Genomic DNA, 12631 nt, shown 5'->3' with positions numbered 1-12631 from the left:
TTCCGGTGATACGCTGGTCCAAGATATTAAAGGAGCGCGGTTATGGAAAGCAGCGGAGGCGAAATGATCAGGGTGATGATCGCGGACGATCACCCCTTGTTGCGCAGCGGGATAGCGGCCGTGCTGTCGGCCGATCCGGCATTCTCGGTCGTGGCCGAGGCCGCGGATGGTGATGATGCCATCGAGCAATACCAACGCTTCCGTCCCGACATCACGCTGATGGATGTGCAAATGCCGGGACGGAACGGCATCGAGGCGACCAGGGCCATCCGCAGTCTCAATCCCCAGGCGCGCATCATTATCCTGACCACCTACGCCGGCGATGAACGCGTGGCGCGCGGCTTGAAGGCCGGAGCCAGTGGCTATCTGCTGAAAAACCTGGCGCGTACCGAATTAAGCAGCTACATCCTTGCCGTGCACGCCGGACAGTGGCAGCTGCCGCGACAAGTGGTCAGCAGCCTGGCCAACAACTTCCGGCAAGATACGCTGAGCAAGCGCGAGCTGGAAGTATTGCGCCACGTCGCGGACGGCAATTCCAACCGGCTTGTCGGCGACCGCTTGGGCTTGAGCGAAGACACCATCAAGGCGCACATGAAAACCATCCTGCAAAAGCTCGACGCGCGCGATCGTACCCATGCCGTGACGATCGCCCTGCACCGTGGGTATTGGGAAAACTAGACTTCACTTTTCACAGGCAAGGAGTATCGACATGGAATTGCAACTCGGCGGCAAGATCGCCTTAGTCAGTGGCAGCACGGCCGGCATCGGCTACGCCATCGCACACTTGCTCGCGCAGGAAGGCGCAAGCGTTATCGTCAACGGCAGAACCCAGTCCGGCGTGGATGAGGCGGTGGATCGCATGCGTTCGGAGACGGGCGGCATGGTCCAGGGCTATGCGGGCGACCTCAGCCTGCCCGATGCCGCGCAGGAGGTGGTTCGGCGTCATCCGGGCATCAGCATACTGGTCAACAACCTCGGCATCTTTGAGCCCAAGGCCTTCGAGGACATTCCCGACGAGGACTGGCGGCGCTTCTTCGAGGTCAACGTCCTGAGCGGCGTCCGCCTGGCGCGCCTGGTGCTGCCGGAGATGAAGCGCGCGAACTGGGGGCGCATCATCTTCATCTCCAGCGAAAGCGCGGTGCAGATCCCCACCGAGATGATCCACTACGGCATGACCAAGACGGCGCAACTGGCGGTGTCGCGCGGACTGGCGGAGTCGGTTGCCGGCACCGGCATCACGGTCAACAGCGTGCTGCCCGGCCCGACCAAATCGCGTGGCGTTGGCGACTTCGTTGAAGGCATGGCGCGCTCGGCCGACAAGAGCTTCGAGCAGGTCGAGGCGGAGTTCTTCGACCACGTGCGGCCGACATCGTTGATCAAACGCTTCGGCACGCCGCAAGAGGTAGCCTCGCTGGTCGCCTACGTGGCAAGTCCGCTGGCGTCGGCGACCACCGGCGCGGCCTTGCGTGTCGACGGCGGCGTGATCAAGAGCGCCTTCTGAAACGGGCTGTTCGAGGCCGTCCAATCTTTTTTTCGCGGTTCCGCCGCACACCGTGATTGAGATCAAACGCGGCCTGCGGGCATCGGCGCTAGCATGATCCTGTACCTGGAGCGCAGCATATTCCAACCCACAGGAGAAAAAACATGTCTATCGATTACAAGTTCCGCGTCGCGCTGGCGGTCGTTACGGCCACCGTGGGACTGTGCGGCGTCGCGTCCGCCCAGAGCGCCGCCGGCCAGCAGGAGAAAACCGATCTCGCCGCCAAGCCGGCGCAAAGCGCCACCCGGCGCGTCAACGACGCGCTGGCCGTGGTGCGTCAGCTTGAAGCCGAGCCGCGCATGAAGCAGTTGCTGCAGCAGGCCAAGGGCGTATTGATCGTGCCTTCATACGGCCGCGCGGCGCTGGGCGTCGGCGCCCATGGCGGCGCCGGCCTGCTGCTGCTCAAGCGCGCCGACGGCGCCTGGAGCGGACCGGCGTTCTACGACCTGGGCGGCTTGACGCTGGGGTTGCAGGCGGGCGCCGAAGGCGGTGCGATCGCGATGGTGCTCAACAACGACAAGGCGGTCAACGAGTTCATGAAGAAGAATAACTTCTCGCTCAGCGCCGAGGCCGGCCTGACGGTGCTCAACTGGTCCAAGCTGGCGCAGGGTTCGGCCGGGACCGGCGACGTCGTGGCCTGGAGCGGCACCAAGGGCTTGTTCGGCGACGCCGTGGCGGTCGGCCTGAACGATGTCCGTTTCAACCAGGCGCTGACCAATGCCTATTACGGCCGCACGTTGTCGCCGCGCGACATCGCCGATGGCAGCGTCAGCAATCCGCAGGCGCAGCCGCTGCAGCAGGCGCTGGGGCAGGCATCCACCGTCACTCGATGAGCTGCCCCCATGATTTTTCGGAAAGGAGCACATCATGTTGACCGATAGTGAAATCAAACGCAACGTCGAGCACGAGCTGGCGTGGGAGGCCGACCTCAGCGCCACCGGGCTGGGCGTGTCGGTACGGGAGAAAATAGTCACGCTCAGCGGTTTCGTGCGCAGCTATAGCCAGAAAGTGGCGGCCGAACGCGCCGCGCAGCGCGTGGTCGGCGTGGCCGGGGTCGCCAACGACGTGGAGGTGCGGCTGGCCGGCGAGAGCCGGCTCGACGCCGATATCGCGCGCGAGGCGGTGTCCGCGCTCACGTTCCAGTTGCCGCACTCGGTGGAAACGATCAAGGTCGTGGTCGACCACGGCACGCTGAAGCTGGAGGGGACGGTCGAGTGGAATTACCAGCGCCAGCGGGCCGAGCAGGCGGTGCGGCGCATACGCGGCGTGCGCGCGGTCAGCAACCTGATTCATTTGCGGCCGGCGGTGGCGCCGGCCGATGTGCAGCGCAAGATCGTTGCCGCCTTCCACCGCAATGCCGCGGTGGACGCTGCGCGCTTGCGCGTCGAAGCCAGCGGTGGCGAGGTGACGCTCGATGGCAGCGTGCGCTCGTGGAGCGAACGCGAGGCGGCCGAGCGGGCCGCCTGGCTGGCGCCCGGCGTCACCCACGTCAACAACCGCATCAGCATCGATGCCACGCTCCACCCCTGACCATCGTCGTCAGCGCGCGCCGGCCGCCGCCAGGGCATGAACGGCGGTGCGCCACTCGAACGCGCCGCGCTGCGGCAGCGGCGCATGCTGCATGCGCTGGCGCGGCGGCTGCACGGCTCGCTGATGGAAACGCATATCTCGTGGGTGTTGCTGGCGGGAGCGCAGGCCTGCAAATTCAAGAAGGTGCTGCGCAACAGCTGGCTGGACTACGGCGATCCGGCCACGCGGCGCCGTTGCTGCGAGGAAGAGCTGAGGCTGAACCGGAGGCTGGCGCCGCAGCTGTACCTGGGGCTGGCCGAGGTCGGCGGGCACTGGCGCGCGCCGCAGTTCGGCGGCCAACCCGTGCTGGACTACGCGGTGCGCATGCGTCGCTTCGACCAGCGCGCGCTGTGGAGCTGGCGCCTGGCGCAGCGGCAGCTCACTGCCGGCGAAGTAGGGCGCTTCGGTGCGGTGCTGGCGGATTTTCACGCCGCCGCCGCGCGCGCGCCGGCCGGCTCGCCCTGGGGACACGCGGCCGCCATCGGCGCGCGCACCGGCGCCGATCTGGACGAAGTGCGCGCGCTGCTGGCGCCGGCGTCACCGGCGCACGCGACGCTGGACGCGCTGGCCGACTGGCTCGCGCGGCAGCAGGCAAGGCTGTCCGGCCGCTTCGCGCGCCGCCTGGCGGCGGGCTGGGTACGCGAATGCCACGGCGATCTGCATTGCGGCAACGTGCTGACGCTGGCGGACCGGGTGCTGGCCTTCGACGGCGTCGAGTTCAATCCCGGCCTGCGCTGGATCGACGTGCAGCAGGACCTGGCGTTCCTGTGCATGGATCTGCAATGCCACGGCCGCGACGACCTGGCCGCCCGGCTGCTCGACGCCTATCTGCAACGCGGCGGCGACTACGACGGTCTGGCGCTGCTGCCTTACTACCGCTGCCAGCGGGCGCTGGTGCGGGCCAAGGTGGCGCTGCTGGCGGGCCGGCACATGCCGGATGGAGGTCGCGCCGGCGCGGCCGAGGCCGGCCGCTACCTGGACTGGGCGTTGCGCGCCGCCAAGCCGGCGCCGGCGGTGCTGCTGGCCACTCACGGCCGCTCCGGCAGCGGCAAGTCGACGCTGTGCGACAGTCTGGTCGAACCGCTGGCGGGCGTGCGGGTGCGTTCGGACGTGGAACGCAAGCGCCTGCACGGATTGGCTGAGGACCAGCGCGCGGCGGCCGGACCCGGCGCCGGCATCTACACCGCCGTAGCCGACAAACAGGCATACGCCCGGCTGCTGCGTCTGGCGTGCGGCGCGGCCGCTGCCGGGCTGCCGGTGCTGCTGGACGCCGCCTTCCTGCAGCGCTGGCAGCGGCGGCGCCTGTTCACGCTGGCCAGGCGTCTGCACGCAGGCTGCCTGCTGCTCGCCACCGCGACCGACGACGTGAGCCTGTTCGCGCGGCTGGCGGCCCGTGACGGCGAACCACCGCAGGCGTCGGACGCCGGCGTCGAACTGGTGGCTCACCAGCGGCGCACGCTGCAGTCCTTGCAGGCGGACGAGCAGGCGCAGGCATTGTTTGTCGATACCAGCGGCCGATGGAGTGCCGTCGAGGCTGAAGCGTTGGCGGCACGGATCCGCGCCCGTTTGATCCAGCGCAGGGAAACGCCGCATGCAGATGCCAATATTGGTCATTCCCATCCACGATTTTGAAGGAGAACGACCATGGCAAACAATTCGTTGACCCGCTTCGCTCCCGCCGCCGCACTCGACCTGTTCGCGCCGCTGCGGGCACTGGAGGACGCATTCCGCGACAGCGGCATGGAGTCGTTCTGGCCGGCGGCGCAGGGATCCAGCATCCGCATGGATGTCGAGGAAAACGAACAGGCCTACGAAGTCCAGGCCGACATGCCGGGCGTGAAAAAGGAAGACATCAAAGTGTCGATCGACGGCCGCCAGGTGTCGCTCAGCGCCCAGTCCGAGCAAACGACGGAGCAGGAGCAGGACGGCCTGCTGTGGCGCGAGCGGCACGCCGGCCAGTGCTACCGCAGTTTCACGCTGCCGCAGGAGGTCGATGAGGCCCAGGCCCAGGCGCGTTACGAAGACGGCGTGCTGCACCTGACGCTGCCCAAGAAGCCGGGCGCCGGCGGCACCCGGCTGACGATCCAGTAACCGCGACGCACGGAGCAGCCATGAATCCCGCATTGCCAGATGGGTCAGCGCGCCGCGCGCTGACCCGGTTGCACCCCTTGCGCGGCTTGGGCGAAGCGTGGCAGCGGCTGCGCTTCCGGCACGCGGTGCGCCAGTTGAACCAGCAGATCCGCGTGCAGCTGAGCGAAGACCCGAAGGCTTACACGGTGCTGGCGCTGCTGCCGGGCGCCGGCAAAGGCGACATCGAAGTGGCGGTCGAAGGCGACCGCGTGCGTATCCGTGCCAAGGGCAAGGCCGACCACGTCCAGCATGAAGGACGCAGCCTGCTGCGGCACGAACGCTACGCGGGGCATCGCTACCGCATGCTGCGGCTGCCGCAGGAAGTCGATGCCGGGCAGGCCAGCGCCGAATTCCGCCATGGCGTGCTCAAACTGGTGCTGCCCAAGGCCGGCCGGCCGCGCGGCCTAGTGCCGGTCAGCTAGGGAGGCCGCCATGTTCCGGCATATCCTGTTTCCCACCGACGGCGAGGCGCCGTCGATCGCAGCCGCGGAACCGTGCGTGCGGTTCGCCCATGACATCGGCGCCAGGCTCACGGTGCTGCACGTGACCACGCCGTTCCATGTGCTGAGCACCCGGGCCGAGGTGCTGGCCGACACGCCCGACGCCTATGGCGCGCACGCCCGGGCGCGCGCACGCACCTGCATGGAAGCGGTGGCGGCGCTGGGCACGCGGCTGCGGCTATGACGGGCCCATCGCATGGGCCCAGTCGAGCACTGTTTGCAGCCGGGAGGGAAGCAGCTTGCGTGCGTCGTCATAGCTCAGCCAGCGGAACGCGTGGTGTTCAGCGCGGCCCAGCTGGCGATTGACGGGAAGGTGTACGACGTCGGAATGGGCCAGCGCAAGGTAATAGCGCGCCACTTTGCCTTGCCCATATGGCGGTGTTTCGTGAAATGCGCGCCCCCAGGGAAAACTGAGTTCGTTCAACGCGGTTTCTTCCAGCACCTCCCGACGGGCTGCGGACCACGGATCTTCACCGGGTTCGACCAGGCCCTTGGGGAACTCCCAGTTCCGATAGCAGCGCAGCAGCAGGAAGCGGCAGCCGCTGGCGTCGCGGCGCCGTATCACCATCCCGGCCGACAGCAGGCGTTGTTTCATGGTGCGCTGCCTGGCGCTTGGCCTATGGCTCACCCGAGGCACGCCGTCGGCGGCGAACCACCAGGTAAGCGCCGAGCATGCCGCCCAGGTGGGCGAAGTGCGCAACGCCGGGCGTGCGGCCGGTGACGCCGAGCAGCAGCTCCACGGCCGCATACAGCGCGACGGCCAGCCAGGCCGGCAAGGGCAGCGGTGGAATCAGCAGCACCACGACGCGCCGTGGGAAACTCACGCCGAACGCCAGCAGCAAGCCGAACACGCCCCCCGATGCGCCTATGGTTGGCATGGTCGCGCCGCTCAGGCTGTTGAACAGCAGCTGCGTCGCGCCGGCCGACAGCACGCTCGCGAAGTATGTGACCAGCAGGAAGGACGGGCCGAACTCCGCCTCCAGGGCGCGGCCGAACATCCATAAACCGAGCAAATTGAACAGCAGATGCGAGAGACTGCCGTGCAGCAGGCAATAGGTCACCAACTGCCAGGGCATAAAGCCGTGGCCCAGCGGCCACAACGCGAGCGCGATGCCGAACCTCTCGCCCAGCGCCAGCTCAAGCATGAAGCCAGCCGTGGTCAGCGAGATCAGCAGGCGCGTGCACGGCATGGCGCGCTCCACAATATGGTCGTTGCCAAATCAGCGGCGGCGGGGCCTAGGCCGCCGGCAGCGCGAGCGGTTCCCTGAACCGGATGATCTGGCTCGCGCCGTCGCTGTCGATCGCGTTGATGGAGCGCAGACTGACGCCCTCGCGCTCGACAAACACTTCACGCGGATGGCGGATCATATGGTCGAGGCCTTCCGCCATGATCGCGAGCAGGTCGTTTTTCTCATCATAGGTCACGCCTAGCATTGGCAGCCATTCGGCGGCGATCTGGTGGCCCAGATCAAGAGACGCGATTTCAATTTCGACCTGTCCGCCGGCCAGCTGTTTCGAAATATTGTCAAAATATGTTTTCCAGGCCGCCCGTTCAAGCTTGATGGTGTTGGTCATGATGGCTCTCCACCGGAATTGGTCATCAAGGTTGGACCTGCCCTGTTTGCGGGAGTTCATCGCGCATCGCCGGCAGGGCAATGGGACCGCAGCGCCGGCAATCGGTTCGGCGCTCCCAATTGACGCAGGTTGGCAACGATGCGGGAGGCGCGACGGTAGTATGGGCGAGTCGCATGGCATGCGTCCGACATGGCCAGCGACTCCGTGATACCGCTTGAATGAGAGGATGCCATGTTACCGATAGTGAAAACCCGACGCTGCCGCGTTGAGCGCAAACGGCATCGCTGAAAGGCCACGATGGGCGATTTCGATCAACGCGACATGGCCGCGCTCGACGCGCTGGCCCAGGAACTGGTCGAGCTGCGTGCAGAAATCGTCGACGAGGCTGCGTTACAGCAGCCGCTCATCGCTGCGGCGCACGACAATCAGCGCCATGGCGCCGCCAATCTGGCGGCTTACCTGGCGCTGCGGCGGCGCGACTTGCGCCCGTTGCAGCAGCGCCTGGCGCGCATGGGCCTGTCGTCGCTGGGGCGGGCGGAGTCGCACGTGCTGGCCACGGTCGATGCCGTGCTCACCATGCTGCACCGCGCGCTGGGGCGTCCATGGCAGCCGTCGCCGTCCGTCTGCGGCGACTTCGACCGGGGTTCCGCGCTGCTGCGCGAGCAGGCCGAGGCGCTGCTGGGCGGCGCGGCGCCCGAACGCGGCGTGCGCATCATGGTCACCATGCCGGCGGCGGCGGCCGACGATTATCAGCTGGTCCATCAACTGCTGGCGGCGGGCGCGGAGTGCCTGCGCATCAACTGCGCGCATGACGACGCGGAGTGCTGGTCGCGCATCATCGGCCATGCGCGACGTGCCGGGCAGGCGCTTGGCCGCCGCTGCCGGGTCGCGATGGACCTGGCCGGGCCGAAAATGCGCACCGGCCCGGTGGCGGCGGGGCCTGCGGTGGTCAAGATCAGGCCGGTGCGCGATGCATACGGCCGCGTGACGGCAAAGTCGCGCGTATGGCTGGCGGTGGACACCGCGGCCCGGCCGGCAACGGCGGCTGCGGCGAACCTGGCGTTGCCGCAGGCGTGGCTGCGCCGGCTGCGCGTCGGCGCCCGCGTGAAGCTGACCGACGCGCGCGGCCGCAGGCGCAGCCTGACGGTCGTCGCGGTCGATGCGGGCGGCTGCTGGGCCGAGGCCGACCGCACCATGTATCTGACCTCCGATACCGTGCTGCGCCACGCCGGCCGCCACGTGCCGCGCAAACGCCGAGCAGCGCGCCTGGGGACGCTGCCGCAGGCGGAGGGCGGCATCCGGCTGCGCAAGGGGGACCGCCTGATCGTCGCGCCCAACTCCACGCCGGGACGTCAAGCGCAGACCGGCCAGGCCGGCCGGCACGCGGCGCCCGCGGCCATAGGCTGCACGCTGCCGCAGGCGCTGGAGCAGGTGCGGCCCGGCGACGCCATCTTTTTCGATGACGGCAAGATCGGCGGCGTCGTCAACAAAGTGGAGGCGGGCTTCGTTCAGGTGCTCGTCACGCAAGCGGCGCCGGGCGGCTCGGTCTTGCGCGCGGACAAGGGCATCAATCTGCCGGACAGCGCGCTGCAACTGGCGGCGTTGACGGCGAAGGATCTGGCGGACCTGGAGTTCATCGCTGCGCACGCGGACATCGTGCAGCTGTCGTTCGCCAACACCGCCGACGACGTCGCCCTGTTGCAGCGCCACCTGGCGCGACTGGGCAGACCGCAGTTGCCGCTGGTGTTGAAAATCGAAACGCGGCGCGGCTTCCAGAACCTGCCCGAGATGCTGCTGATGGCGCTGCGTTCGCCGGTCTGCGGCGTCATGATCGCGCGCGGCGACCTGGCGGTCGAATGCGGCTTCGAGCGTCTGGCGGAAGTGCAGGAAGAGATATTATGGATCTGCGAAGCGGCGCACGTGCCCGTTATTTGGGCGACCCAGGTATTGGAGTCGTTGGCGCAGCGCGGCATGCCGTCGCGCGCCGAGGTCACGGACGCCGCCATGTCCGACCGCGCCGAATGCGTCATGCTCAACAAGGGACCGTACGTCCTGGACGCGGTGCGCATGCTCGACGATATCCTGCGGCGCATGCAGCAGCACCAGTCGAAGAAGCAGTCGATGCTGCGCAGCTTGCGCCTGGCGCAGTGGGGAAGCGCCGGCGGATCGGAGCGCCCATGGGCAGCTCCTCATTGAGCGCGCCGGCCCGCATCCCCGGGCATATGACGGCCATGGTGCTGGAGCAGCCCGGCGCCGGCGCGCAATTGCAGGCGCGGGAGCACCGGGTGCCGCGGCCGCGCGGCCATGATGTGCTGCTGCGCGTGCTGGCCTGCGGCGTTTGCCGCACCGACCTGCATCTGCTGGACGGCGAGCTGCCGCCGCACCGCCACGCAGTGGTGCCCGGGCACGAGATCGTGGGCGAGGTGCGCGCGCTGGGTGAGGACGCGGGCGGCCTGCGGGTTGGCCAGCGGGTAGGCGTGCCGTGGCTGGCCCACAGTTGCGGAACCTGCACATACTGCCGCGCCGGGCGCGAAAACCTGTGCGACCGAGCCCGCTTCACCGGCTACGACAGGGATGGCGGCTACGCCGGCTACACGCTGGCCGATGCCCGCTACTGCCTGCCGCTGCCAGCGGGTTACGACAACGCGCATGCGGCGCCGCTGTTGTGCGCCGGCTTGATCGGCTACCGTGCGTATGCGATGACGGGCGCGGCGCGCCGGCTGGGTCTGTACGGCTTTGGCGCCGCCGCGCACATCGTGGTGCAGCTGGCATCGGCCCAGGGGCGCGAGGTGTACGCGTTTACCCGTCCCGGCGACACGCGCTCGCAGCAGTTCGCGCGCACGCTCGGCGCGGTGTGGGCGGGCGCCTCCGACGGGCCGGCGCCGGCGCCGCTGGACGCGGCCATCCTGTTTGCCGCCGACGGTGCGCTGGTGCCGCGCGCGCTCGCCGCCTGTGCCAAGGGCGCGACCGTGGTCTGCGCCGGCATCCACATGAGCGACCTGCCGTCCATGCCTTACGCGCTGCTGTGGGGCGAACGCAGCGTGCGCTCGGTGGCCAACCTGACGCGCGCCGACGGCGTCGCCTTCATGCAACTGGCCGAACAGCATGCGCTGCGCACCGCGCCGGTGGTCTATCCGCTGTTGCGGGCAAACGAGGCGGTGGCCGACCTGCGCGCCGGCGCGTTCGATGGCGCCGCCGTGCTGGTGCCGGAGGCGGGCCTCACGGCAGCCGCTCAAGGCGCGTGATCACCAGCGGCGATTCGCCATCTTGAGCCGTATGCTGTACCGCCAGCCGGAACGCGCATCGCCCGCCGTCCGGCGTGATGACGTCGAGATTTTCCGTATCCGCCGCGGACGCCATCCGGTGGCGGGCATAGTCCGGCCCATACTTGCGCGCTGGCAGGCGCGTATCGATCAGCGCGCGGATGTTTGCCGCCCCCCGGATTTCCCCGAACGGCGAGGCGGTGGACCATGTCGCATCGGGATGACACAGGGCGGCCGCGCCGGCGCCGTCGCGGCGGTCGACGCAGTCGAGAAACCGCATCAGCAACAGGCGCGTGGAACGGCGCGCGGCGTAGCTGGTGTGGAGCAGTTCCCGTGCGCGTTTGGAGCCGGGCGCGTGCAGCTCCCCGGCGTACAGCGCCTGCACGTCGCGATTTTCGTGCGAGCGACGCAGCGGCGCCTGTTGATCGATGGCGTAGACGGCCCGCATGCGCTTTTCCAGCACCAGCGGGTCCATCGATTTCGGTTCGCCGCCGCCGCCCAGGCAGCCGCCGGTGCAGGCCATGACTTCGACGGCGACGAACTGCTGGCGACACGTCTCGGTCTGCAACATGCGCTGCGCGGCGGCGATGCCGTTGCAGATGGCGACCCGGCCGATGCCCGGTATCTCCGCCGACTTGACGCTTTGATCCACGCCGCGCAACGGCTGCCACTCCAGCGGCAGGGCCTGTTCCATGCCGAGCAAGTGCGCCGCGGTGCGCACCATCGCCTCCATCACGCCGCCCGACGCGGCGAAGATCTGCGCGGCGCCCGTGCTTGCGCCCAAGGGATGGTCGAAGGCGCCGTCGTCCGGCAGCGCATGGAAGGCGATGCCGCGCGCCTTGATCATCCTGGCCAGTTCGCGCGTGGTCACCACATGGTCGATGTCGCCCGACATGCCCGGCCGGACCGCCTCGTCCTTCTTGGCGGTGCACGGCATGACGCTGACCACGTACGGCTCCGCCTGGCCTGCCGCGAATGCCGGGCCGAGCGAGCGGGCGAAGGCGCCGCGTTTGGTCAGCGCGCCGTGCATCTGCTGCGGCGACTTGGTCGTGCTCAGGTGGGGCAGCAGATCGGGGCGGTTGATTTCGACCCAGTTCACCCACCCTGGGCAGCAGGAAGTAAACAAGGGCAGTTTCGCATTCCCGGCGTCTGGCGTTTTCAGCCGCTCAAGCAGCTCCGTCGCTTCTTCCATAATCGTCAGGTCGGCGCCGAAATTGCTGTCGAAGACGTAGTCGAAACCCAGCTGGCGCAGCGCGCTGATCATCTTTCCGGTGCTGATCGTGCCGGGCGCCATGCCGAATTCCTCGCCGATGGCGACGCGGGTGGCGGGGGCAACCTGCACGGCGGAGGTGCGGCGGCGCTGCGCCAGGATCTGCAGGACCTGATGCCAGTGCGGTGTTTCGATCAGCGCGCCGACCGGGCAGGCCTGCGTGCACTGTCCGCACGAGATGCAGCCGGTATTGGCCAGCGGGCGATCGAACACGGTGACAGGCAAGCGGTCCGATCCGCGCTCGGCGAAGCCGATCACGTACTGCTGTTGTCCATGCACACCGCAAGCCTCCACGCACAGGCCGCACTCAACGCATTTCGACAAGTCGCGCCAGATGCTGGGCGAAGTGTGGTCGCTCAGGCGATGTTCCGGGTGGGTGACGGAACCGATGGGGATCTTTTCCCAGCGATCCTCCCACTGGTTTTCGCTGACCAGGTTTTGCAGCCTGCAGGATCCGTTGACTTCGCAACGCATGCAGTCGTTCGGGTGGCGCGCCAACAGCCATTGCGCGTCCTGGTCGCGGAAGCGCTGCAGGTCGGCGCATGCGGTGTCGACCACATCGCCCGCGCTTGCCTTGGTAATGCAGGCCGGTTGGGCGCGGGACTGGCCTTCGACCTGAACCAGGCACATGCGGCAGACGCCATGCGAGGGCAGCCTCGGATGATAGCAAAGCGTGGGGATGTGGACGCCCGCGGCGTTCGCGGCGTCGAGGTAAGTGGCGCCGTCGATGACCTCGACAGCGATGCCGTTCACGGTGAGCTTGATCATTTTAAAACAGCTGTGT

14 protein-coding genes are annotated in these 12631 nt (G+C 68.2%); 10 read left to right on the top strand and 4 right to left on the bottom strand.

Annotation, left to right across the window (positions count from 1 at the left end):
- Positions 1 to 42 precede the first annotated feature (42 nt).
- From RUGAMON1_RS25310 to RUGAMON1_RS25275, 8 genes are all read left to right on the top strand, one after another.
- The gene (locus RUGAMON1_RS25310; RefSeq protein ID WP_445233119.1) at positions 43 to 678 is read left to right on the top strand and encodes a response regulator; all 636 of its coding nucleotides are present in this window, start codon (positions 43 to 45) and stop codon (positions 676 to 678) included.
- 31 nt (positions 679 to 709) lie between these two features.
- On the top strand, positions 710 to 1501 hold the full coding sequence (locus RUGAMON1_RS25305; RefSeq protein ID WP_445233118.1) for an SDR family NAD(P)-dependent oxidoreductase: 792 nt from the start codon (positions 710 to 712) through the stop codon (positions 1499 to 1501).
- A gap of 143 nt (positions 1502 to 1644) precedes the next feature.
- Positions 1645 to 2373 carry a lipid-binding SYLF domain-containing protein gene (locus tag RUGAMON1_RS25300; RefSeq protein WP_445233117.1) on the top strand — a complete coding sequence of 243 codons (729 nt, stop codon included), beginning with the start codon at positions 1645 to 1647 and terminating at the stop codon, positions 2371 to 2373.
- A gap of 34 nt (positions 2374 to 2407) precedes the next feature.
- Positions 2408 to 3070, top strand: a complete 663-nt coding sequence (locus RUGAMON1_RS25295; RefSeq protein WP_445233116.1) for a BON domain-containing protein — start codon at positions 2408 to 2410, stop codon at positions 3068 to 3070.
- A 36-nt stretch (positions 3071 to 3106) separates the two neighbouring features.
- A complete protein-coding gene (locus RUGAMON1_RS25290) occupies positions 3107 to 4741 on the top strand; it encodes a bifunctional aminoglycoside phosphotransferase/ATP-binding protein (protein ID WP_445233115.1) in 1635 nt (544 codons plus the stop codon).
- Positions 4742 to 4753: 12 nt separating this feature from the next.
- A complete protein-coding gene (locus RUGAMON1_RS25285; protein WP_445233114.1) occupies positions 4754 to 5200 on the top strand; it encodes an Hsp20/alpha crystallin family protein in 447 nt (148 codons plus the stop codon).
- Between the two features lie 20 nt (positions 5201 to 5220).
- Positions 5221 to 5661 carry an Hsp20/alpha crystallin family protein gene (locus RUGAMON1_RS25280; RefSeq protein WP_445233113.1) on the top strand — a complete coding sequence of 147 codons (441 nt, stop codon included), beginning with the start codon at positions 5221 to 5223 and terminating at the stop codon, positions 5659 to 5661.
- Between the two features lie 10 nt (positions 5662 to 5671).
- A complete protein-coding gene (locus RUGAMON1_RS25275) occupies positions 5672 to 5923 on the top strand; it encodes a universal stress protein (RefSeq protein WP_445233112.1) in 252 nt (83 codons plus the stop codon).
- Here RUGAMON1_RS25275 and RUGAMON1_RS25270 read toward each other — a convergent pair.
- Genes RUGAMON1_RS25270 through RUGAMON1_RS25260 form a run of 3 tightly spaced genes read right to left on the bottom strand, consistent with a single transcriptional unit; the run spans position 5918 to position 7314 of the window.
- On the bottom strand, positions 5918 to 6334 hold the full coding sequence (locus tag RUGAMON1_RS25270) for an NUDIX domain-containing protein (RefSeq protein ID WP_445233111.1): 417 nt from the start codon (positions 6332 to 6334) through the stop codon (positions 5918 to 5920). The two genes, RUGAMON1_RS25275 and RUGAMON1_RS25270, sit on opposite strands and share 6 nt — an antisense overlap.
- Before the next feature lie 22 nt (positions 6335 to 6356).
- On the bottom strand, positions 6357 to 6929 hold the full coding sequence (locus RUGAMON1_RS25265) for a rhomboid family intramembrane serine protease (RefSeq protein WP_445233110.1): 573 nt from the start codon (positions 6927 to 6929) through the stop codon (positions 6357 to 6359).
- Between the two features lie 46 nt (positions 6930 to 6975).
- Complete coding sequence (locus tag RUGAMON1_RS25260) at positions 6976 to 7314, bottom strand: DUF5335 domain-containing protein (RefSeq protein ID WP_445233109.1); 339 nt, start codon at positions 7312 to 7314, stop codon at positions 6976 to 6978.
- A gap of 297 nt (positions 7315 to 7611) precedes the next feature.
- On the opposite strand from RUGAMON1_RS25260, the gene RUGAMON1_RS25255 reads away from it, so the two are divergent.
- Positions 7612 to 9510, top strand: coding sequence for a pyruvate kinase (locus tag RUGAMON1_RS25255; RefSeq protein ID WP_445233108.1), 1899 nt, complete (start codon positions 7612 to 7614; stop codon positions 9508 to 9510).
- Positions 9511 to 9536: 26 nt separating this feature from the next.
- Positions 9537 to 10559: a zinc-dependent alcohol dehydrogenase family protein gene (locus RUGAMON1_RS25250; protein ID WP_445233156.1), complete on the top strand. Its 1023-nt coding sequence runs from the start codon at positions 9537 to 9539 to the stop codon at positions 10557 to 10559.
- On the opposite strand, the gene RUGAMON1_RS25245 is transcribed toward RUGAMON1_RS25250, so the two are convergent.
- Complete coding sequence (locus RUGAMON1_RS25245) at positions 10534 to 12615, bottom strand: [FeFe] hydrogenase, group A (RefSeq protein WP_445233107.1); 2082 nt, start codon at positions 12613 to 12615, stop codon at positions 10534 to 10536. The genes RUGAMON1_RS25250 and RUGAMON1_RS25245 overlap by 26 nt on opposite strands.
- Positions 12616 to 12631: the final 16 nt, after the last annotated feature.

Origin of the sequence: Duganella rhizosphaerae (assembly GCF_040364205.1) — a bacterium.
GTDB classification, from domain to species: domain Bacteria; phylum Pseudomonadota; class Gammaproteobacteria; order Burkholderiales; family Burkholderiaceae_D; genus Rugamonas; species Rugamonas rhizosphaerae.
This window is presented reverse-complemented; position numbering and strand designations above follow the sequence as displayed.

Bases quoted from the DNA above. Each gene is read 5' to 3' on its own strand.
- RUGAMON1_RS25275 (WP_445233112.1), top strand. From the start codon at position 5,672: ATGTTCCGGCATATCCTGTTTCCCACCGACGGCGAGGCGCCGTCGATC.
- RUGAMON1_RS25270 (WP_445233111.1), bottom strand. From the start codon at position 6,334: ATGAAACAACGCCTGCTGTCGGCCGGGATGGTGATACGGCGCCGCGAC.
- RUGAMON1_RS25290 (WP_445233115.1), top strand. From the start codon at position 3,107: ATGAACGGCGGTGCGCCACTCGAACGCGCCGCGCTGCGGCAGCGGCGC.
- RUGAMON1_RS25285 (WP_445233114.1), top strand. From the start codon at position 4,754: ATGGCAAACAATTCGTTGACCCGCTTCGCTCCCGCCGCCGCACTCGAC.
- RUGAMON1_RS25295 (WP_445233116.1), top strand. From the start codon at position 2,408: ATGTTGACCGATAGTGAAATCAAACGCAACGTCGAGCACGAGCTGGCG.
- RUGAMON1_RS25260 (WP_445233109.1), bottom strand. From the start codon at position 7,314: ATGACCAACACCATCAAGCTTGAACGGGCGGCCTGGAAAACATATTTT.
- RUGAMON1_RS25255 (WP_445233108.1), top strand. From the start codon at position 7,612: ATGGGCGATTTCGATCAACGCGACATGGCCGCGCTCGACGCGCTGGCC.
- RUGAMON1_RS25245 (WP_445233107.1), bottom strand. From the start codon at position 12,615: ATGATCAAGCTCACCGTGAACGGCATCGCTGTCGAGGTCATCGACGGC.
- RUGAMON1_RS25265 (WP_445233110.1), bottom strand. From the start codon at position 6,929: ATGCCGTGCACGCGCCTGCTGATCTCGCTGACCACGGCTGGCTTCATG.
- RUGAMON1_RS25300 (WP_445233117.1), top strand. From the start codon at position 1,645: ATGTCTATCGATTACAAGTTCCGCGTCGCGCTGGCGGTCGTTACGGCC.
- RUGAMON1_RS25250 (WP_445233156.1), top strand. From the start codon at position 9,537: ATGACGGCCATGGTGCTGGAGCAGCCCGGCGCCGGCGCGCAATTGCAG.
- RUGAMON1_RS25310 (WP_445233119.1), top strand. From the start codon at position 43: ATGGAAAGCAGCGGAGGCGAAATGATCAGGGTGATGATCGCGGACGAT.
- RUGAMON1_RS25280 (WP_445233113.1), top strand. From the start codon at position 5,221: ATGAATCCCGCATTGCCAGATGGGTCAGCGCGCCGCGCGCTGACCCGG.
- RUGAMON1_RS25305 (WP_445233118.1), top strand. From the start codon at position 710: ATGGAATTGCAACTCGGCGGCAAGATCGCCTTAGTCAGTGGCAGCACG.